Source organism: Phyllobacterium sp. A18/5-2 (genome assembly GCF_025452215.1).
Lineage (GTDB): Bacteria > Pseudomonadota > Alphaproteobacteria > Rhizobiales > Rhizobiaceae > Phyllobacterium > Phyllobacterium sophorae.
In genome coordinates, this window is sequence record NZ_CP104967.1 from 1,516,699 (window position 1) to 1,537,154 (window position 20,456).

At 55.1% G+C, this 20,456-nt stretch carries 23 protein-coding genes and 2 pseudogenes; 15 read left to right on the forward strand and 10 right to left on the reverse strand.

From position 1 onward, the window contains the following. Positions 1-280 precede the first annotated feature (280 nt). Positions 281-2,518, forward strand: a complete 2,238-nt coding sequence (locus N8E89_RS25995) for a putative bifunctional diguanylate cyclase/phosphodiesterase (RefSeq protein ID WP_262262628.1) — start codon at positions 281-283, stop codon at positions 2,516-2,518. Between the two features lie 298 nt (positions 2,519-2,816). Here N8E89_RS25995 and N8E89_RS26000 read toward each other — a convergent pair whose 3' ends face one another. The 4 genes from N8E89_RS26000 to N8E89_RS26015 all read right to left on the reverse strand — a co-directional run bounded on the left by N8E89_RS26000 (position 2,817) and on the right by N8E89_RS26015 (position 5,805). After that, positions 2,817-3,773, reverse strand: a complete 957-nt coding sequence (locus N8E89_RS26000; RefSeq protein WP_262263337.1) for a S1C family serine protease — start codon at positions 3,771-3,773, stop codon at positions 2,817-2,819. Positions 3,774-4,014: 241 nt separating this feature from the next. Then, positions 4,015-4,734, reverse strand: coding sequence for a DUF1194 domain-containing protein (locus N8E89_RS26005; protein WP_262262629.1), 720 nt, complete (start codon positions 4,732-4,734; stop codon positions 4,015-4,017). A 122-nt stretch (positions 4,735-4,856) separates the two neighbouring features. Next, positions 4,857-5,408 carry an MBL fold metallo-hydrolase gene (locus N8E89_RS26010; protein ID WP_262262630.1) on the reverse strand — a complete coding sequence of 184 codons (552 nt, stop codon included), beginning with the start codon at positions 5,406-5,408 and terminating at the stop codon, positions 4,857-4,859. Positions 5,409-5,415: 7 nt separating this feature from the next. Next, positions 5,416-5,805 carry an MBL fold metallo-hydrolase gene (locus N8E89_RS26015; RefSeq protein ID WP_262262631.1) on the reverse strand — a complete coding sequence of 130 codons (390 nt, stop codon included), beginning with the start codon at positions 5,803-5,805 and terminating at the stop codon, positions 5,416-5,418. 251 nt (positions 5,806-6,056) lie between these two features. Here N8E89_RS26015 and N8E89_RS26020 point away from each other — a divergent pair, with 251 nt between their 5' ends. After that, positions 6,057-6,257 carry a DUF2905 domain-containing protein gene (locus N8E89_RS26020; RefSeq protein WP_262262632.1) on the forward strand — a complete coding sequence of 67 codons (201 nt, stop codon included), beginning with the start codon at positions 6,057-6,059 and terminating at the stop codon, positions 6,255-6,257. Between the two features lie 193 nt (positions 6,258-6,450). Here the strand turns inward: N8E89_RS26020 and N8E89_RS26025 are convergent, their stop codons facing one another. After that, positions 6,451-6,684, reverse strand: coding sequence for a hypothetical protein (locus N8E89_RS26025; RefSeq protein WP_262262633.1), 234 nt, complete (start codon positions 6,682-6,684; stop codon positions 6,451-6,453). 441 nt (positions 6,685-7,125) lie between these two features. Between N8E89_RS26025 and N8E89_RS26030 the strand changes: the two are divergent. Continuing rightward, positions 7,126-8,434: pseudogene (locus N8E89_RS26030) on the forward strand (mechanosensitive ion channel family protein). 28 nt (positions 8,435-8,462) lie between these two features. On the opposite strand, the gene N8E89_RS26035 reads toward N8E89_RS26030, so the two are convergent. From N8E89_RS26035 to N8E89_RS26050, 4 genes are all read right to left on the reverse strand, one after another. Continuing rightward, positions 8,463-8,648: a hypothetical protein gene (locus tag N8E89_RS26035; RefSeq protein ID WP_106663848.1), complete on the reverse strand. Its 186-nt coding sequence runs from the start codon at positions 8,646-8,648 to the stop codon at positions 8,463-8,465. Between the two features lie 64 nt (positions 8,649-8,712). Continuing rightward, complete coding sequence (locus N8E89_RS26040) at positions 8,713-9,171, reverse strand: NUDIX hydrolase (RefSeq protein ID WP_262262634.1); 459 nt, start codon at positions 9,169-9,171, stop codon at positions 8,713-8,715. Positions 9,172-9,187: 16 nt separating this feature from the next. Further along, positions 9,188-10,195, reverse strand: a complete 1,008-nt coding sequence (locus N8E89_RS26045) for an ATP-dependent DNA ligase (RefSeq protein WP_262262635.1) — start codon at positions 10,193-10,195, stop codon at positions 9,188-9,190. Positions 10,196-10,415: 220 nt separating this feature from the next. After that, entirely contained in the window at positions 10,416-10,943 is a 528-nt protein-coding gene (locus N8E89_RS26050) for a cytochrome c family protein (RefSeq protein ID WP_410010422.1), read from the reverse strand. Positions 10,944-12,352: 1,409 nt separating this feature from the next. Here N8E89_RS26050 and N8E89_RS26055 point away from each other — a divergent pair. Both N8E89_RS26055 and N8E89_RS26060 read left to right on the forward strand, forming a co-directional pair. Continuing rightward, positions 12,353-12,673, forward strand: a complete 321-nt coding sequence (locus tag N8E89_RS26055; protein ID WP_262262636.1) for a hypothetical protein — start codon at positions 12,353-12,355, stop codon at positions 12,671-12,673. Positions 12,674-12,759: 86 nt separating this feature from the next. Next, a complete protein-coding gene (locus N8E89_RS26060; protein WP_262262637.1) occupies positions 12,760-13,020 on the forward strand; it encodes a hypothetical protein in 261 nt (86 codons plus the stop codon). Positions 13,021-13,097: 77 nt separating this feature from the next. Here N8E89_RS26060 and N8E89_RS26065 read toward each other — a convergent pair whose 3' ends face one another. Then, positions 13,098-13,553: a phasin gene (locus N8E89_RS26065; protein WP_262262638.1), complete on the reverse strand. Its 456-nt coding sequence runs from the start codon at positions 13,551-13,553 to the stop codon at positions 13,098-13,100. Between the two features lie 377 nt (positions 13,554-13,930). Here N8E89_RS26065 and N8E89_RS26070 point away from each other — a divergent pair, with 377 nt between their 5' ends. The 10 genes and pseudogenes from N8E89_RS26070 to N8E89_RS26115 all read left to right on the forward strand — a co-directional run bounded on the left by N8E89_RS26070 (position 13,931) and on the right by N8E89_RS26115 (position 20,252). After that, a complete protein-coding gene (locus tag N8E89_RS26070) occupies positions 13,931-14,437 on the forward strand; it encodes a hypothetical protein (protein ID WP_262262639.1) in 507 nt (168 codons plus the stop codon). Positions 14,438-15,146: 709 nt separating this feature from the next. Then, on the forward strand, positions 15,147-15,722 hold the full coding sequence (locus N8E89_RS26075; protein ID WP_262262640.1) for a serine hydrolase domain-containing protein: 576 nt from the start codon (positions 15,147-15,149) through the stop codon (positions 15,720-15,722). Beyond that, positions 15,655-16,326 carry a serine hydrolase domain-containing protein gene (locus tag N8E89_RS26080; RefSeq protein WP_262262641.1) on the forward strand — a complete coding sequence of 224 codons (672 nt, stop codon included), beginning with the start codon at positions 15,655-15,657 and terminating at the stop codon, positions 16,324-16,326. The genes N8E89_RS26075 and N8E89_RS26080 overlap by 68 nt, the downstream gene beginning before the upstream one ends. Continuing rightward, on the forward strand, positions 16,323-16,736 hold the full coding sequence (locus N8E89_RS26085; RefSeq protein ID WP_262262642.1) for a DUF3471 domain-containing protein: 414 nt from the start codon (positions 16,323-16,325) through the stop codon (positions 16,734-16,736). Before N8E89_RS26080 ends, N8E89_RS26085 begins: the two co-directional genes overlap by 4 nt. 23 nt (positions 16,737-16,759) lie before the next feature. Beyond that, positions 16,760-16,942, forward strand: coding sequence for a hypothetical protein (locus tag N8E89_RS26090; protein WP_262262643.1), 183 nt, complete (start codon positions 16,760-16,762; stop codon positions 16,940-16,942). A gap of 241 nt (positions 16,943-17,183) precedes the next feature. Continuing rightward, positions 17,184-17,499 (forward strand): annotated as a pseudogene (locus N8E89_RS26095) (ArsR/SmtB family transcription factor). Continuing rightward, complete coding sequence (locus tag N8E89_RS26100; RefSeq protein ID WP_262262644.1) at positions 17,496-17,852, forward strand: SRPBCC family protein; 357 nt, start codon at positions 17,496-17,498, stop codon at positions 17,850-17,852. Before N8E89_RS26095 ends, N8E89_RS26100 begins: the two are co-directional and overlap by 4 nt. 36 nt (positions 17,853-17,888) lie before the next feature. Continuing rightward, positions 17,889-18,521, forward strand: coding sequence for an ATP-dependent Clp protease proteolytic subunit (locus N8E89_RS26105; protein ID WP_262262645.1), 633 nt, complete (start codon positions 17,889-17,891; stop codon positions 18,519-18,521). Between the two features lie 279 nt (positions 18,522-18,800). Then, positions 18,801-19,313, forward strand: a complete 513-nt coding sequence (locus tag N8E89_RS26110) for an isoprenylcysteine carboxylmethyltransferase family protein (RefSeq protein ID WP_262262646.1) — start codon at positions 18,801-18,803, stop codon at positions 19,311-19,313. 573 nt (positions 19,314-19,886) lie between these two features. Beyond that, a complete protein-coding gene (locus tag N8E89_RS26115; RefSeq protein ID WP_262262647.1) occupies positions 19,887-20,252 on the forward strand; it encodes an SPW repeat protein in 366 nt (121 codons plus the stop codon). Positions 20,253-20,456: the final 204 nt, after the last annotated feature.

The following is a 20,456-nucleotide window of genomic DNA, read 5'->3' on the forward strand; positions in this document are numbered from 1 at the left end:
CTTGTAATTTCAAGCAAGAAGCAGGCCAAATTCGATCCACTCCAACATACATCGGTGATCGAATTTTGGGACGACGAACCATGTTCGTCGGCGCCTGTGAGCGGTTCTCAAGATGGGCCCGGTGAAGCGAGCGGAATGGCTGGCCGCATCCCCGGCTGTGCACTTGTTTCGCCAAGGGTGTTTTGAGGCGCTTGGCCAGAAACGATCGCCTCCCTTCGAAGCAGCGTCTACCTTCGATTAAATAGTTTGTCATATAAAGGCCGAAATGCGAGGTCGCACAATGCCTGATTCCAAGCCGTCCCTGATATCCCGACTATTCCTGTTCAAGGCGGTTTTGCCCATTGTTGCGATTGCGATCGCCTTGTTCTGCGGCGTGTTCATGCTGCTCGCCTGGTCCAGTCGCATGACTGACCAGATCGCTGTCGAACGACAAGAGCGCCTCATCGCCCTGGTTTTGTCTCAGGCGCAGTTCTCGATCGCGCATGATCAGGAAAGCGCGACCGTATGGGATGATGCAGTCCGCCAGGTCAAAGGGTCGGATAATTCGGAGTGGCTTAACAACAATCTCGGCGGATGGATGACCAAATATTTTGGTCACGATTTGATTTATATCCTCGACCCAAACGACGACGCGCGATTTGCTTTTGCCGGTGGCCAAATTGTCGAGCGCGCGACATATCAGTCTGTCAGATCCAAAGTGGCGCCACTGGCCGCAAAACTCAGAGGTCTGCTGCGAGGACCAGCCCAAGACGAGCTCGGCGCGCGCGTGTTAAGCGCCGGTGCGTCAGAGATCTCGACCCTTGGCGGCAGGCCTGCAATTGTCAGCGTCAAGCCCGTCATCTCTGACACAGGCGATATCAAACAGACGGTAGAAGAGACCTACTTGCATGTTTCCATTCGTTATCTCGATAAAAGCTTTATCGCCGATCTTGAGCGGAACTATCTTTTCTCCGGCCTGCGCTATTCCGCCCACAACTTATTGCAACCCGGCGAATACAGCTATCCGCTTCACTCGTCCGCTGGAGACTCGATGGGGTACTTTATCTGGAGCCCTTATCGTCCCGGCTCAACGGTCATGGCGCAAATCGCACCGCCCTTCATAGGCATCGCGGCGGTGATGCTGGGCCTGGTGGTCACCCTTGTCGCGATCCTGCGGCGGCGGTCTGCGAAATTACGCGCCAGCGAAGAGAGGTTGAATTTTCTCGCACTGCATGATTCCCTGACTGGTCTGCCAAATCGGGCACACTTCAATGACAGGCTTGATGCGTCATTGTCGAACATCAAGAACGCCTCGGTGGCAGTGCTTTATCTTGATCTCGATCGGTTCAAGCAGGTCAATGACACGCTCGGGCATCCGGTCGGTGACGAACTTATCCGGCAATTCACCCGGCGCATCAAAAACATCATCGATCAGAAGAACTTCATGGCTCGGGTCGGCGGTGATGAATTCACCATCATTGTCAGCGACTGCGTACCACTTTCGGCGATCGAGACGCTTTGCGAGAAAATGATTACTGTCGTCCGGCATCCCTTCGACATCGATGGAAATCACATTTTCGTCGGCGTGAGCATCGGGGTCGCAATTTCCCCTCAACATGGCACAAATGGAGAAGAACTTATTAGAAAAGCCGACATTGCGCTTTATCACGCCAAAACGGCGGGGCGAAGCCGATTTGCGGTGTTTGGCAAAGAGATGGACGCAATGCTTCAGCAGCGCCGCATATTGGAACGCGAGTTACGCGAGGCAATGAAGTCGGATGTCCAGATACAGGTTCACTATCAGCCGCTTTATTCCGCCAAGGAAGGGCGCCTCACCGGAGTTGAAGCTCTCCTGCGCTGGCAGCATCCGGAACGGGGTTGGATTTCACCGGATATATTCATTCCCATTGCAGAAGAAGCCGGCTTGATCGAGGCGCTGGGCGAATTTGTCCTGCGACAGGCCTGCCTGGAATCAAGGTCATGGCCAATCCAGACCCTTGCAGTAAATGTGTCAGCAGTGGAACTGAGAAATCCCGCCTATGCCATGCGCGTTGCAAAATTGTTGCTCACAATTGGAGTGGACCCTCGCCGGCTGGAGCTTGAGGTTACCGAAAGCGCCCTTATGGACAGCACCGGCCATTGTGAACACAATATCCGGGCACTTCGTGCATTGGGCGTGACCATCGCGCTGGATGATTTTGGCACGGGTTTCTCGTCACTTGGAAGACTGCAGCAGCTTGAGGTCGACCGTATTAAGATCGATCGAAGCTTTGTTCAGGGCTTCGGCCGCTCAGCCAATGACGAAGAAATCGTCAGAGCCATTGTTGACCTCGCCCACGCGAAAGGTCTTCGTACGACAGCAGAAGGCGTGGAGACAACCGAGCAAAGCGACTATCTCCGTCGCATTGGGTGCGATGATCTCCAAGGATTTCTTCTGTCCCGCCCTGTGCCCGTTGCGCAAATCGAACGTTTGCTTGGTGTGTCAGACTTGCTCGTTGTGGATGTTGAAGCGCCGGGAAACCGTGCCAAGACCCCTTGAGTGATGCGAACCGCCGCCAGAGATCATCTTCGCTCAGAGACAACGGGCGGAAGAAGCCCTGGTGCGTGAGGCAATCAGCCGGCTGCGTTGGTCATAAGTGCAGGCCAGAAATAGAGGTTTCGATCCGTAGCAGAGAAATATCGAACCTATAAAGCCGCCTTTTGGCGGATCAACCGGCGATGCAGATGATCGAAGACACCCAATAGGTTTTTAACACGCCAACTCCCGTTGATGAGCGCAGAAGCTCTTTTCGGCGCGAAGCCTTGATCGTGCGCGGCTAATCTTCAGGTCACAATATTCAGGACCGGGCAATCGGAACCAACATTTTGGTTTCGATTTGCCCCGCGACCGAAAATACAACAAGTTCCGTGTTCTGTCCGATCTTGTCGCCCCCCATCAATCTGACAATGTCATCAACGCCGCCGACCGGCTTGCCATCGATCGCAAGAACATAGTCGCCTTCCCGCAGGCCGCCACGCTCGGCAGGCCCGCCGGGTTCCACGCGTCTCACGCGCACTGACGTCGTTTGTGCAGTCCCTGCTTGAAGAGCGATTTTGCGCGGTAGCTCAATACTATCACCGGCGATCCCGATGAACGCGCGCCTGACCTGGCCAAAGCGAAGTATTTCTGAAACGACAAAGTTCGCCGTATTGGAAGCCACCGCAAATGCAATGCTTTGCGCACCTTGAATAACGGCTGTGTTCACGCCGATGACCTCACCGTTCGAAGACACCAATGGCCCCCCGGAATTGCCGGGGTTAAGGGCCGCATCAGTCTGGATAACATCCTCCATGAGGCGCCCGCTCGCAGCTCGCATTGAGCGCCCGAGCGCCGAAACAATACCAGCGGTTACCGTCCATTCAAAACCGAGCGGATTGCCGATCGCAATGGCAATATGGCCCCTTCGAAGGCGCTTGGAGTCTGCGAGCCGAGCCCAGGCTCCAATGCTCGCCTCGGCCCGAATGAGAGCAATGTCCGTATCGACGTCACGCCCTAGAACCCGTCCTTCAGTGATAAATCCATCCGGCGCGGTAATGCGCGCAATTTTTGCATCGCCGACGACATGGCTGTTCGTCACAATCAGCCCGTCGGGCGAGATGGCAAAGCCGGAACCATGTCCGGCTCTCCCGCCCACTCGTTCGATCCGGCTCACCGCTGGTCCAACGACGTCGACCGCACTTGCAATGGCCTGAGAATATGCATCCGTCAGCGCACCGTCATCTGCGGGCACTATGTCTTTGTCTATGTAACCCATCATCCGATCCTTGAAACGGCGGCTGCGTCGCCGCTGCCGCCGGCGGACGGACCACAGTGGCATCCATTCCGTTGTGATGTTTCTGTCATTAGATGGATGGGCGTCAGTTGGCTTTCAAGGCGCTCACCGCGGACACCGGCATTGATCGCCAGTCGCGGATGAATTGGCGACGATGAAGCCAGGGCTGGGACGTCCGCTGTGGGGCAGAAACTCACCATTTGTCGTTGGATTGCAAGCCAAACTACTTTCCAATCGACTGCTCCTGAAGTTCTTCGCCCACCAGGCAATTATAGGGCTTGTATTGCACCAGTCGCATTTGCTGCCGCCGACCTTCGGTTAACTTGAGACCTGAAATCTCAATAAGGAGCTTGTGGCGAATTGCCTCCGCAAACTGGGTGATGTCGGTAACGGGCAGGATAAATGCCCCTTCGCCGCCGATGACGCATTTTTCGTAGTAGACATCGATTTCCGAAAACGAGACCGAACGAGGAGGGCCCTTCAACACGATCGGGAGGCCGTCGATGACGATCCCCTCGGCGACTGCAGCATTGCGGGCAACGGGCACGGGTGCCCCAGCATTGTTGGGTCCATCCCCAGATACATCGATTATGCGGCGGCTGGCCCGAAATCCGTTGGATCGAAAAAGCGCTCTTGCAAACGCCAACGCGTTTGAGATCGATGTAAAGGATATCCGTCTGACGGGTTGACGTTGCAACGCGTCGGCAAATCGGGCCGCAGATTCTGAACTGTCAATCAAGCTCCACGGAACGACCTGAACTGCTGACCCACCCCACTCGATATAGGTTACTGCAACCTTGCCAAGCGCGCCCCCACGCAAGGCATTGACAATCTCGGGGCTTCGGAATGCCGCCACGTAGCCCTGACGTTGAACTTGCTGCTCTTCGACATCCATCGAATAGGAGACATCAACGGCGATGACCAGCTCGAGATCTACGGCCAAAGGGTATCGTTCGGCAAAACTAATCCCGCCTAAAACACAAAAGGAGGTAATAACCGCCCATTGCAGTCTCATTTTTGTTCCCTGCGACCTTAACCAATAAAGTCGTTAACAATGGCGACACATCAACTGTCCCAAACCCAGTCCGTTGGCAGCCAGCGAAACCCCATACCGTCTTTCACCACGTGACCAACGCCAGGAAACGGATAGTCATATCCGGCGACCAACAGCCTGTCGTTTGCCGCCCGGTCCAACAAGGCCCGGCGCGTCTTGGCTCCTTTGTCGGGGTCATGGTCCCACTTGATGTGCCATTCCGGTTTGTCAAATGTGATATGGATGCTCGGTGCGGCATCCCCGGTAATCAAAAGCTGCTCGTTTGCGGAAGCTACCAGCAGCGAAATATGGCCTTGCGTGTGCCCTGCTGTATCGAGAACAGTTACACCCGTAACCACATCGGTTCCTGTCTTGATCGGATGCACACGGTCGCCAAGGGCGGCGAACACCTTTTTTACCGCTGGCGCCGTATCGGCTGCCCATTTTGGCAGTTTGGACGCCGCATCTGGTGAATTCCACAGGTCCAGCTCGATTTCGGAAAGCACCAATTCGGCGTTGGGAAACTGCTTGGCCGGATCCGCCCCAAACCCGCCTATATGATCGGGGTGGCAATGAGTGAGCACAATCGTGTCAATCGAGATCGGGTGTGATGCCCGCCGCTGCCAAAGTTTTGGTCACACGCCCCGCGTGAACGGCCCAGCCCGTACTTGGCCCAAGGCCGGTATCGATCAGGATACGTTTCTGCCCAGTATCGATTAGCAGCGGACTAGCCTGGAGCCGGAACACATCCGGTGCGATGTAGTGCGCGTCAAAGTATGCCTTCTTCTCGTCCGCTTGGACATTCGTTGCAATGCTGTCCGTGGGTAAAAAGAACACCCCGTCGCAGAGCGCTGTAATGTGGAACTCACCAAGGGTGAACGAATAGTGGCCTGGGGATGCTTGGATCGGGCCGGCAGCTGCCGATGCGAATTCTGGGATTTCCAAGGCTGAAACAACGGTTCCAGCGACTGCGGCTTTCAAGAAAGCCCGCCTATTTGTTGCCAACATGGTGACCTCTCTTTCGAAAAAGTCCGCCCAATCCCCACTTGTTTAATCCTGTCACTGAAATTTACCACGAACAGGGGCGCTGGGCGATCTAATTCGACCAACGCAAATGTCCCTTGGCGCAGCACAGAGGAAACCTTATCATTCCCGGCTTCGACCGGCAGCGTTGCAGATATTGGAATTTCCATCATTTTATTGAACGAGAAATTTGCCAAACAGAGCGATCCATGTCCCGAACCTTGATCATTATCGGTGTTGTTATCGTTGCGATCGGTATTGTCTGGCCATGGCTCGCACGCGTTGGCTTCGGAAGACTTCCCGGTGACATTCTGATCCAGCGTGAGAACTTTACTGTTTATATCCCGATTGCCACGGGTTTGCTTTTCAGTATCGTGCTCTCGGTCCTGCTTTGGCTGATCAATCGTTAAAAAGGCTAAGGGCGAGGATCTGCATTGGTATTCGCGCGACCTACGATGTCTTGCCGCCAGCATTGATGCGCATAGGTTCGGGGAACAGTCCGCGGCCCGTCACCAGACGTCGGCGGTAATCGTCGCCTCTATTTTTGACCGCTATCTGGGGACGTGGCTTGTTCTTGGGCAGTTGCGCGCCCGGGCGGCTTTGTTAATGCATGCTTCTGATGAACGGTATGCCTTCACCACCCTGAGCATCGCGCCTTGCCTTGTTCAATAGGGCTTCTTTTTCTCTCCGCCGAAGATTCACGATCGATTTGAGTGCGCTTCTGGAAATCCGAAAGCGGCCACAACCAGGACAAACAAATTCGGCAAAATCGCCATTAGCGGGCGATACTTCTTCAGCCGGTTCCTCTGAGATCGGGCAATGGTTTGACAGGATCATGGTTCCTCCCTTGCGACATTATCATTGTCGCAGTGCACAAGCAGCAGCCTAAAGACGGCTGTAACGGTCAACCGCCAAGGGGTCCGGTCTCCCTTAAAGACAATGACCGCTGATCGACTTCCCGCGTTGAAAAAACCGTGTCCGCCCAACGTTGAGGGGAGTGCGGTTTTCCACGCATCATTCCCTCCGGGTTATGGTCAGCGCTCGTGGATAAAGCTACTCGACTTTACATCATTAAGTGTCCAGTCCGCCAGCTTAGGACTGTCGGCGCGATAGAAACCAATGAAGTAAACGATTCATACAAAAATGGAAGTGTTTCGAAAGCGAGCCTATGTGGACGAGTCCCGTCGCACCTTGATGGTCGGCTTGACCATTCACCGGGCCGGCGTCATTGTGGACGGCGAGTGCTGTTCGCTAGCCAGTCAAGAACGGTCGGTGGGAATGGATTTTCGCAACGCCATCGATGAATCGCTGACCTGGGCCAGCGGGTGGTTCGACTACGCTGCAACGCCCTGGTTTTTTTATCAGATCGCCATCATCGTCGCCCTTTTCCTAGCGGCGAAGCTCGCGGCGCAGCGCATCGAACCACTCGCGGAGAATCGGGCACGCCAGATTAAGGGGCATCCTGGAGTGTTAAGGGTCGTCGTTGCCTTGTTGCGGCGCACCGACTGGATACTTTTCACGGTCTTCCTGCTGGCCGTGCTCATTGTTATGCGCAGCATCACTTGGCCCAGTCGAACCCATTTCATCTCTATCGCGCTCTCACTATCCCTCGCCTGGCTGTTTGCGTCAGTGCTATCGCGCATCGTCCGCAACCGACTCGTCGCGCATACCCTCGGCTGGCTTACCTGGGTCTATGCGGCCCTTGTGATCCTCGGCATCAATGACGACACGGCAGCTTTTCTCGACAGTCTGGCAATACCCTTGGGCGCGGTTCGCCTGTCGGCTCTCATGGTGCTTAAAGCGGCACTGCTGCTGATCGCGACGGTTTGGCTTGCCGTCGTCGTCGGGAATTATATCGATGAGCGCGTCCAAAACTCTCAAGAGCTGACACCATCGATCCGCGTCCTCGTTGGTAAGATCGCAAAGATCGGCCTTGTGTTGGTGGCCGGTGCTATCGCTCTTTCTTCCGTCGGTGTTGACCTGACGGCTCTGACCGTATTTTCCGGCGCAATCGGCGTCGGTCTGGGCTTCGGGATGCAAAAGGTGGTTTCAAATTTCGTCTCCGGCGTGATTATCCTTCTCGACAAGTCAATCAAGCCGGGCGACACCATTTCGCTGGAGGGAACTTTCGGCTGGATACGCGAATTACGGGCGCGGTTTGTCTCAGTGGTAACGCGCGATGGCCGCGAATACCTCATCCCAAACGAAGACTTCATCACCCAAAGGGTCATCAATTGGTCGTTCAGCGACAATCTCGTACGGCTCGACGTGAATTTTGGGGTTTCTTATGATGCCGACCCGCATAAGGTCAGCCAGCTGGCGATTGAGGCCGCCATGAGCGTCGCCCGGGTGGAAGCGGAGCGGCGTCCAGTCTGTTGGCTGACGGACTTTGGCGAGATCCTCGCTCGATTTCGTCCTGCGTTTCTGGATCCGCGACCCTCAACAAGGTCTGACCAACGTGCGTGGCAAGGTGCTACTGGCGCTGTGGGACATATTCAAGCAGAACGGAATAAGCATCCCTTATCCGCATCGCGAAATTATAATGCAGCGGGATGAACGCGTTGGCAGATCAAACCGGCGGCCATAGCGCTTCGAAAGCCTCGGAAACTGCTTTTTCAGGAATGAGCGTGCTCCTGTTCGCGCGCCCGATATAAAGCATCAATTGCCGTCTGGATCTCCACCAGATTTTTGAGGGGCCCCGGGTTCGCACCGTTTTGCGCAATCTGCAGGATCTCCTGACGACGCGAGGATATCAACTCCTTTATCGCCGCGTCGATTTCCCTGACGTGCTGTTCTGCCATGTGGATTCTCCGAAACTGTTGAAGTCGTCATGTGCCAGCCGGGGGAAGTCGAAGTCAACCAAACCTACGCAAGAATTTGCTTGAGCCGCTCGAGGAGTGGGCGCTGACCGGCTATGATTTTCCGGTGCGCTTCATCCAGTGAAAACCACTGTGCGCGATCTACCTCGGGAAAGGACTGCAGCCGGCCGCTACGCGGCGGCCATTCGATCTCGAATATGTTGCTCACCAGCGTTGCGACATCGAAATCGCCTTCGATGCTGAAGCCGGTAACAACCTTGCCGCCCGCCTGGCGGATGGAGCCCAGAGACTGGAGTTTTCCGTCAAGGACCACCCCGATTTCCTCAGCGAATTCGCGTCGCGCGGTCAGTTCCGGGTCTTCGCCTTCGCTATACTCACCTTTGGGAATGGACCAGGCAGACAAATCCTTGTTGCGCCAGAAGGGGCCGCCGGGATGCACCAGCAGGACCTCGTGATCGTTATCGTTCCCCCGGTACATAAGAATACCCGCGCTCTGCCTAGCCACGCGCCTCTCCTCAGTTTCATCCGATCTGTTCGAACGTGCACTGCCGCGGAGCCTTTTCGGGTCTCCAGCGCACGAACCGGGTACCGTGGCGGAAGCGGTCGTTCGTTACGTGATCGAATTTTACTTCGACGACCAATTCCGGCCGCAAGGGTTGCCATTGCCTGCTCTTCTCCGTCTCCCAACGGCTCGGGCCGCCGGGCGCGCGGCCCGTAAACCCTTCTCCCTTCAGAGCTTCAAGCTTTCGCGTCAGCGCGGCCGCGTCAGATGCGGGTATCATTGAGGTAAAACCGACATGATCGAGCGTGCCCTCGCGATTGTATAATCCAAGCAGCAGCGACCCGGCCAGTTTCGTGCCGCTTCGGTACCGAAACCCGCCGATGACACAATCTGCAGTGCGGATACGTTTGACCTTCACCATCGTCCGCTCACCCGGCGTGTAGGGCCCGTCGAGCAACTTGGCGACGACGCCGTCCGTCGCTCCATGACCCGCCGCCTCCAGCCAGGTGCGCGCCAGCGCGGGATCGGTAGTCGTGGGTGAAATTCCCAGCCGGTCATTGTCGCCAATCGATTGTATGATCCGCTCAAGCGCCCTGCGCCGCTGTCGAAGTGGCAGATCAAGTAGCACTGTGCCATCCCTATCTGCCAGAATGTCAAATACAGTGAGCTTCGCCGGTGTTGCCAGTGAGAGTTTGTGGATCCGGCTTTCGGCCGGGTGCAACCGCATTTGCAGCGCATCGAATTCCGATTTGCCTTCAATGATTACGACGAGCTCGCCATCGATCACGAATTCAGCCGCCTTGACCCTCTTCAGGTACGAAACCATCTCGGGAAAATAGCGTCCGAGATCCTTTCCGGACTTGGCGAGCAAACGAATGTTTTGGCCCTTTTTGAATGCCAGACACCGAAACCCATCCCATTTCGGCTCGTATTGCCAGCTACCGCCGGCCTCAGGCAACACTTCAGATGTGCGCGCTTCCATCGGCTCAGTATCGAGCGGAAGCGGAAATTCAGCTGCAGCAGCCATCGGTTTTCCTTTCCCATCGATAATCGCTTTGCTGAGCTTCCGGTTCCGGATTTAGGCTCTTGCGTGATCGATGCGGGTGGCCGCACTTGCTGGCTCCAACAACACGCAGCTAACCCACCACAGTCGGCAAAGATTGGACAAGTCAGGACATTTCGAAGATGAGCTTTATCGACTTCGCATCTGGCCCATTCTAACATTGTTGATCACACTCGAACCCGGACTAGTTTGGCGCAGCCGCCGCGGTTTCGCCCGGTGGCAATATCCGGAACATAAAGGTCGAAACTTTTTCCCCGGGTTTAACCGGATCGGGAACCATATTGTTGACCGGCTTTACACTTTGAAGAAATTTTGCAATCGCCATTGCATCATCTGCGGTAAGTTGTGCAAAAGCGTGCCAAGGCATGATCGGCGCGAGGACGCGGCCGTCAGGCCGTTGGCCGCTCTGAATAGCGGTAACGATCTGCTCAACGGTCCAGCTGCCAATGCCGGTCTCCTTGTCAGGTGTGATGTTGCGGCCGACAACAACGCCGACACCGGGAATTTCGAATCCCACATCCGAGCCGCCAAGAAAGCGCGACATGTCAGGCTTCCCGAAGAAATAACCTGGTGTGTGGCAGTCGTTGCAACCGCCAATCGTAACGAGGTATTCGCCGCGCGTAATCTGTGCGTCGTCCGCCGTGGCCCCGAATGACATCAACGCAGCACCCGATGCAATCAAAAAGGCAAAACGGATTGGTCTGTGAAACATCTTTTCCTCCCTTCCCTATTGAAGCCCGCGCATGAAGATTCGTTTTATGCTGGCGCAAAGTCGACTGCTGTTGTTCACCGGATTCATCAGATACGTGTCAAGGGGTGCCTGACCACATCACAGACGGCCCGGATGTGCCGGGCTTGGATGTACCAATGGGCACCTTCTCATCATGGCCAAGCTTGCGACATTCAGTGATCAGTTGCGGGCTTCACGGCGACAAAACTGTCCGCTATATAGCGCCATGCTTGTCGGTCATGGATCATAACAGATTGGGGGCATTCGGATAAGCCGCTTTCCTGCGGCAACGAGCCAATAGCGATGTCGGCAATGCGATGAAGGCTACCCGCGGGATCCGAAGGCTGACCCGGCCAAGCCATACGTTATGTGGATGGGAACCCCATACGAACACCTCATGTTGCCGGTGAAATAAAGATAAAAAGCGCACCCGGACGAATTAGCTCGGGCGTGCCATTTTGGATGTCATTTGCCCATGATCGCAATGTATACGCGAGTGGCCCCACCTGTTGCGGAAAAACTTCTTCACCTATCCGATGGCATCCAGGGGAACCGCTTGATGAAGGCCTTGTGGAACGACTGCTCTTATAAGGATGTTCCATTCTGCGCATTGCTGCCTTTTATTCTCTGACGCGCCAGCAAATAGCGATCAAATAGGGTTGCCAGCATCAGCGCTTGGGCCGCAGGTACGTTTCTCGCATTTATCCGAATTGTAGGGCCGAGCAGTGATCGCTCTCAAATCAAGGTAGTGCCGATCTGGAATTCATGGACGATGAGAATCCGTCCATCATCCCGATGATTGTGGACGGCAAGCTTGTCGTGACACGCCTGGATTGAGCGAGAACCAGAACACTGCCTACACCCACCAATGCGCTGCATAAGGCGCGCTCGGCTCGGATCCTTGCTCGCCAAAAATGGAATGGCGCTGTGATTTACCCAATGCGTCCGCCGAGCCAATATTGTTTGTGCAGTTTTAAAGTTGACTACACTTGATGTGCTGGCCGTACCTGGGCTTTATTTTCCATGGTTCCACGGAAATGATCCGTTGGTCTGACCGTACGCCATCACCTCGCTTGGTGAGGCGAGTACCTATTGACCTTTCTGATATCGGGAGGTCGCTATTGCGAAGCTGCACCCTCTGCGCTTCTCACAAGCAAGCGCCCGAGAAGCCTTGGCGCTGTCCCTGCACCAGTCGCTGGGGGGCCCGCCTTCTGCCCTTTTGTTCGCGCGGCCGTCGTAGACGTCACCCAGCGGGGGTTCTCTATGGTCGCTCCCGTACGGGAGGTGCACGACGACCCAACTTTCGAGCAAGGGCCCCGTTCACAGCTGTCTTATTGAAGCCATTCCTTTGTGGCTCACTAACGTTCGTAACGAATTTTAAGGAATAACTCATGACCCAAATTGAATATCGACTGCATGCATTTGATCTTGCCAGCCATCGGGGATTTGCCGACGGGAATATGTTCGGACACCTCCTGCGAGAGAAATGGGGTAAGTTCGCACCCGATAAACGGGCCGTCCTTGTGGAATGCGTCAAAAGATTTTTGATCCCGGCCATTCCAAGACGCCTCAACACTATTTTGTCCGCAAGTCACAACCCGATCCGGATAGCTGAAAGCGAGACGATCGATGATGTTGAGAACGTCAGTATTGGCATTGCTGAAGATTTGGTGCTGAAAGTGGCGGCAGAAATCTCTGTACTGCCAAAATAGGATTTCTTCATCCTGGCTCATATGTTGTAGAAAATCGATCCTCTACATTCAATCGATCCTTAGCTCTTCCTAGATAGACGCGCCTCATGAACACCGATCAGGTCCAATTTCTTATCAGCCGTCACGCAGGCATCGAAGCGGTTGCCACTGCCTCTCTCAACGTGATTATCCAGTCGCAAGGTTCCAACGCAAAGGTCTTTCTCACCGCAATGATGGAGGCGCTGGTTTCTCGAGTAAAGAATTCCGATATCATCGCGGAACGGGAAATGGATCATGCGGCAATCGTTGGTCCAGCCCTCGAAGAAATTCAGCGCATTATCACCGCGGCGATAGATAGCATCAAATAATTGCCTCCCAAGGCTGTCGTCTCGGCAAAAGCCCCGATAACCGGGACTCCCGCATAATCCAACGACAATGATCAAAATTAAATGACCTTGACGTCCTTGATTGCCTTCTCGACAGCCGACTTGACCGGTGCGGAGATTTCTTCAACGGCCTTGGTGGCAACAGCCTGGAATTCCTTGGCCTGACCGGAGATGGCTTCTGCCTGCTTGCGTACGAATGCGCTCTGCAGTTCGATTACTTCGCCGAAAGACTTCACGCCAATCAGGGCTTCGATATGCGCGAAGCTGGCTTCCGTGTTGGCGCGCAGCGCAGCCAATGCCTTCAGGGAAAGAGCAGCGGTATTGGACTGGGCGGTCTCGAAAGTGGTTTCAAGCGTCTTCTGTGCAGCTTCGGCCTGATCCTTGATCTTGGCATAAGCTTCCTTGGACTGCGCAACGCCCTTATCGGTGAATTCGCGAACCTGGTCGGTTACAGCGGTGGCATCGAAAGCAGGGATCGAGAAAGCATCGGCAGTCTGTTTGGTGGTCTTGCTCATTGTAAAATCCTCCTATGACGCAGCCAGTATTTACTGGTGCCTTGGTCATCCTCACGATTGAATAGGTACCTAAGTTTGTTGTGCATAGCAATAACTGTTTTGCGGTGCACAATAAATAACGGATGTTTATTTAACATTGCTGTTCTCTATGGTTAGCCTACTGACGCCACGAACGCTCGAACGAAGTATTTATTCCCTAATCCAGGGAGACCAAGCCTCGCTCGGAACAATTATTGCTCAAACAGGTTGTGTAGCTGTCGAGGCCGCGGGGCGAACCACAGGCCTCGCGATCAAGGCTCCGTTCGTTCATGCGCAATGTGAAGAACCGGGCCTCACCGGGTTTAGGCTCACCCAAGCATAATAATGGGAGACAGAATATGACCGACAAATCGACGTTCACACCCGAGGAATGGAACCACATTCTCGGAGGCGTCATGCTCGCCGGCATGGCCGTGACCATGGCCGACCAAAGCGGGTTATGGGGCATGCTGAAAGAAAGCATGGCAAGTACCGGTGCCGTACTCAATACGCGCAACGAACCCGATTCAAATGGTCTGGTTCAAGCTGTCGTAGCCGACTTTCAGACATCGGAGGGCCGGGCCGCGGCGCGTGAAGAGATTAAAAGCGTGCTTGCGGGCGCCACCTCGTCACCTGACGCGCAGGCCAAGGCCGTTGATGCCTTGAAGAAGGTGGCCACCTTGCTGGACACCAAGGCATCTGCCGACGCTCAAGCGTTCAAATCATGGCTTCAGGCGATCGGCCAGCGCACGGCGGATGCTGCGAACGAGGGCGGGTTCCTTGGTTTCGGCGGTGTGGCGGTGAGCGATGCGGAAAAAGCGGCTCTTGATCAGATCGCCCAGGCGCTGAACCCATCGGTGGCCTGAAAAGTGGCCATCAATATCTAAAGGGCGTCCCCTTGCCGATCGGACGGGTATCAGCAGGCCAACCATTTCAAGGCACAGCGTCATGATCGATTCCGATGTGACCCTCGGTTTATAAGTTATCTGTAACGGCCTGTGCCTTTGCGATGTCGATTGGTGCCCGAATATAATAGGATCAACAACATCAGAATCGCTCAACGCCCGGATGGTGCCACTTGTACTTTCCTTGCCGTTCCAATTCGCCAGGTTGATGACCTCGCTGGTCGTGGCCGGGGCGTTGTTACCCATACTGATTTCCGCCCCCAGCTGCGATGGCGGGGCGTCGATGCCGGCGGCCGAGGGACCCATTCGGTGCGCGTGGCAAGCTCGGCCGTGGTGACAACGAGTGCTTCTTGCGCAGCGACTGTTTCAGCTAAACCGTCGATTAACGCTGTTGGCTCTCGGCATCGATTTTATGCAGCGATGGCTGCGGCATAGATAAAGTCTCCTGGTGCAGCGGACATCAGGACGCGCACATCCCGCTTTAATGCACTCATTGTTCCATGTGGTCATCGCTGTTTGCGCCCGCTGATCGCCTCGAACAGGGACGCGCATGCCGTTGGATTGCAGAAGGTGCAAGATAGGGCATCTCCCTTGCTGAAATGGCACTGGAGGTGTCCAACCATCGCAAAGCCAGCTATAGTTCCGCCATCGGCACTCAGGGGGAATGAGCATGACCGACACATTTGACCGAGCCACCAAGCATATCCGCTTCTTTAGCCTCCAAATTCTTTTGTTTACGGCCGTGCTGACGGGAATCGTCCCGCCGGCCGCACACGCGCAATCCTTCGAGCATGCGACAAAAGACAAGGTAATCGCTGCTCTTCCTGCGCTGGAGAAGTTGGCCCAAGGCATCGTGGATGGCGACAGCGTTCCGGGCCTGTCGATCGCTATCATCTATCAGGATGAGGTGGTTTACTTGAAAGGTTTCGGCGTCAGGGAAGAGGGCAAGGGCGAGCCGGTCGACGCCGACACGGTATTCCAGCTTGCCTCGTTCTCCAAACCGATTGCCTCGACCGTCGCGGCGGCGATTGTGAGCGAAGGAATGGCGAGTTGGGATTCGAGGATCGCCGACATTGACCCATCCTTTCAGCTCTACGAGGCCTATCCGACAACACAGGTGACTGTACGCGATCTCTTCTCTCACCGTAGCGGCCTACCTGGAAGCGCTGGCAACGAACTTGAGGAGCTCGGTTACGACCGCGACGCGGATTCTTCAACGGCTCCGCCAGGTCAAGCCGTCGAGTAGCTTTCGATCGGGCTACTCCTACAGCAATTTCGGCCTTACCGCGGGCGCCGTCGCCGTCGCCAAGGCTTTCGGCATGAGCTGCGAGGATGCGGCCGATGCGAAGCTCTACAAGCCACTTGGAATGTCATCAACCAGCTCGCGCTACGCCGACTTTCTGACGCGCACTAACCGCGCCACCCTCCACGCCCAGCTCGACGGCAAATGGCGAGCCCTTGCCAAGCGCGATCCCGACGCGCAGTCACCTGCAGGCGGCGTCAGCTCCAACGCGCGCGATCTAGCTCAATGGATGCGGCTTCAGCTTGGCAACGGCAAATACAACGGCAAGCAACTGATCAAGGAAGATGCGATCGGCTCGACGCATGTCCCCCTCATGCCGCTCGGCAAGAACCCCGTCAGCGGGACGCCGGTCTTCTACGGTCTCGGCTGGAATGTTGATTACGGCAAATATGGGGAAGTATGGGGTCATGCCGGCGCCTTCAGCGTTGCGCACGCACTGTGGTCGGTCTCCTTCCATCCGAAAGCCTCGGCATCGTCGTACTCTCGAATGCGTTCCCGACCGGCGTTCCAGATGGCCTTGCCAATGCGTTCTTCGACCTGGTCATGACGGGAAAAGCCTCTCGCGATTGGATCGCTGATTGGGACCAAATCTATGCAGGGCTGTTCGGGCCCGCCGTCGAGGCGGCTGTGGCCCGCTACGGCACGGCACCCGCCTCACCATTGGCGGCGCTGCCACTTTCGGCCTACACCGGCTCCTACGGCAACCCCTACATCGGCAGGGCCGTCATTGCCGAAAAGGACGGCGCGTTGGAAATCCGGCTCGGACCGGAAGGCACGGCGGTGTTCCAGCTCAGCCACTTTGACCGGGACCTCTTTACCTACCGCCCATACGCGGAGATGCCGACGATGCCGTTTGTTGTGAGCTTCGCGATTGGATCAGACCAAAAGGCGACCGAAATCACGCTCGATGATCTGAACGACCTTGGACTCGGGTTGTTGAAGCGCACTGGGAACTGAGCACCGCATCAGGATGCGCGGACATGACGTCGCTCGAAGTTCGTTTGCCCCATTGTCGTCACACCCCTAATGAGCATGGCGCTCAGATGGCTTTAGGCATTGGGAATGGCGCGATGTTTGGGAAGACGATATTTGACCATATCTCGATGGGAATTGTTGCCGGCATAGCAATCGGCGCCGCAGTCCGGCACGTTCTCTCAAAATGAGATCACCCGATGCCCGCGAAATGCAGGACTTTTCGATGAGCCATCACCTGCAATCTTGAAAATACTCGTCTGCTACAGATGATCGACCGAGTTTTCGCCAGCCGACTGACCCAGCTCAAGTCCGTCGTCGGTCTACCGGCAAGGCGACTGTTCGGTCGCCGCAGAATTGATGAGACTGCAATCCGGTAGAGGTTGATTTTGTTGTGTTGCGAATCATATAAGTCTGTGCTTATGTATTCGCATGAACGAAACAGAACTTTTCAAGGCGCTGGCTGATCCGACAAGGCGCGCTGTCTTCGAGCGGCTAGCCGATGGGGAGATGAACGCCACGGACTTGCGGCAAGGGTTTGACTTGTCGCAGCCAGCCATGTCGCAGCATCTGGCTGTCCTACGGACGGCTGGTCTAATCGCGGAACAGAAAGACGGCAGAAATGTCCTCTATCGGATCAATCCCGATGGCGTGGCGCAGAATCCATCAATGGCTTAGCCGCTATAACGCGTTCTGGCCAAGCCGCGTGGACGACCTGAAGCAACTTCTTAAGGAGATGGATCAATGACACGCAAGACCAACACGAGCATAAACCTCACCTATGAACTGGATGCTGCTCCATCTAGAGTATGGCGGGCTTTGACCGAGCCGGAATACGTATCGCAATGGCTCAAAAGACCCGCCGGCAAGAACAAGGTTCCGGAGGAAAATGCGCTGGTGCCATCCTTCGAATTGCGCCTGATCTCAGCCGATCCAGATACGCGCGTGCGCTACAGCATCAAAGATAATGATGCCGTTAGTGTTGTGACATTCCAGATCCGAGCAAATGCCGGCGGTGGCACGACCTTCAGCATTGTGCATGAACTTGCGATGAGCGCAGCCAACAGTAACTGGCAAAATCCGCTGCGCGCAGCAGCCTAAAGACTATTCTTGAAAGACCCCGAAAGGAGCTCGCCCATGCGCGACATGATGCAACTCGTCCCTATGGTAGTGGAACAATCAAGCCGCGGCGAACGATCATTCGATATTTACTCGCGCTTGCTACGCGAACGTATCGTGTTCCTGAACGGCCAAGTCGAAGACGCAATGGCAGCACTCATCTGCGCGCAATTGCTGTTTTTGGAATCGGAAGGCCCCACAAAGCCGATTTCAATGTACATAAACTCCCCCGGTGGTGTTATCACCAGTGGTTTGGCGATCTATGACACGATGCAGTTCATCACATGCCCGGTCGCAACCTTGTGCATGGGTACGGCGCGGTCAATGGGTTCTTTCCTGCTAATGGCCGGTGAACCCGGTCAGCGCGCTGCCCTGGTAAATTCAAGTATTCACGTGCATCAACCGCTTGGCGGGTTTCAGGGACAGGCCTCCGACATTTTCATCCATGCGGAAGAAATGCGGCAAACCAAGCACCGAATGATCAGCCTCTACGCGCAGCATTGCGGACGCTCGTTCGAGGATGTGGAAAAGACATTGGATCGCGATCACTTCATGACCGCGGAGGAAGCCAGGGAATGGGGCCTTGTTGACACGGTTCTATCAAAGCGAGCCGGGATGGAGCTCCCCTCGACCAGCACACCCTTTGATTGATTCCCACTGGGTGCCCAGTATGGGTATTCAGACTCGCTAGGAACTGAATCCCTCCCCAAGTTCACTGTTCAATTAGCAGGTTGCATCGGCTTGTTCTTTCGACGAAAGCGCCTCAGAACTGTACAATGCGAGCAGGCAGGCAACAGTATCCGATGCCCAACCACCTGCCAATCGACTATCACGCTTGGAGAAAGACCTGATGTCGCTTATAGACCAGCAGACCAGAGGAGATGATTCGACGGTCAGAACGCACAGGTTCGTAGGGAACAAGAGGCTGTGATGCTTATTCTGTTTATCACTCTGGCTGTTGTATTTCGGGTGGCGACGCTCCTGATTTCCATCAGCAATGAGCGGAAATTGAAAGCTGCCGGAGGCACGGAAATTGGCAAGACCAACTCGGGCATCCTGGCTGTTGCGCATGTTGCATTTTATCTGTGTGCAATCACCGAATACGGATTGTCTGACTACAGTATTGACGCCGTCACTTTGATCGGTCTGGGCATCTATCTTGTTGGTGCAATGTTCCTGATAGTTGTGATTGCGAGCCTTGGTCGACAGTGGACAGTCAAACTCATCATCGCTCGAAACCACCTACTGGTTACGTCTCTGCTGTTCCGCCTTGTCAGGCATCCGAATTATTACCTGAATATCATTCCGGAGCTCATCGGCTTTGCGCTCACGCTACACGCGTTTTGGACGCTTGCCGTAGGCATGCCTCTCTATCTAATCCCGCTTTTCGTTCGAATTGGTCAGGAGGAAAAGGCCATGCGTGTGCATTTCCCCCAGTACTGATAACAATTGTGCGACCACCGAAACACCCAGCACGATCGTATCGCGATGACTTTTTCAGGGAGCCGGTTCCGCGTCCGGCACCGCTTTGGTTTTCAAATGTACATACACCGTCCTATAAACGGTTTTTGGAAAATGCTGACAAGGGTTCCGATTGTTGCCTGGTTGTCTCCAATGGCCTTGCTGCGATATTTAATCTGGTGCAATGCCAAGTTTATAGCGAGACGCTAAACGCCAGAATCAATCCTGGTCCAAGTCAACCTCTCTGTCGGCTTCAACGACAGCATTAACTGCTCGATCGTAGAGCGCGTAGCACAGCTGCTCGTCGTCATTGCCGCGCGTTGCGGTATGGTCGAGAGCGAATTGTGAGCCAGGTCGAGAGCGGGCAAACGCCGCAGACCGTTGCCGAAGCCGCAGGCGTGTGCCCGCGCTGCAAATGGGTCGATCGGTATCGCGTAGGCTTGGTGCTCGTTTGCCCAAATACCGCGCCTTTGAAAGCGCTGAACGCTGACTCCAGGAACCTAATCGGTCAACAACGTGTTTCGGTACAAGAGTGATATTTCATGAAATTGGGAGGTGGTCGCTGTGAACAGACAACATTGGCAGAATATTTTGGTGGCAATGATTGGTGTCTGGCTTGTCGCGTCCCCTTGGTTATTGGACTACAGTAGCCCGAATACCGTCGGTCGGGATATTGCATTGAAGAATTTCACAATTGTTGGTATCGCATTGTTTTTCATCGGGTTCATGGCGATTGCCAACCACCGACTCTGGCAGGAATGGCTGGATGTTGCCGTTGCCGTATGGTTGATCATTTCACCCTGGGCGCTCGGCTTGCAGGCAATGCCGACGGCGATGTGGAATGCGATAATTTGTGGCCTTGCTGTGATCGGCATTTCAGGATGGATTATTTTTTTCGATCGATCGGCGCGCGCTCTATAGAAATTCTTTCTCACAGTAAGCCTTGCCAGCGCGTCGTTTGAACATACAACCACCAAACCTGGCATCTCTGTGACGGCTCATTGGATCGTGACAATCCGTCTTGCCAATCGACTATCAACCGTACTTGACCTGGAAAGGGGCGCGCTGCTCAGAGAGGCGGTCGGGTTGGATAGTTGCTTGGCTAGATCGGCGGCGCCTGCGACA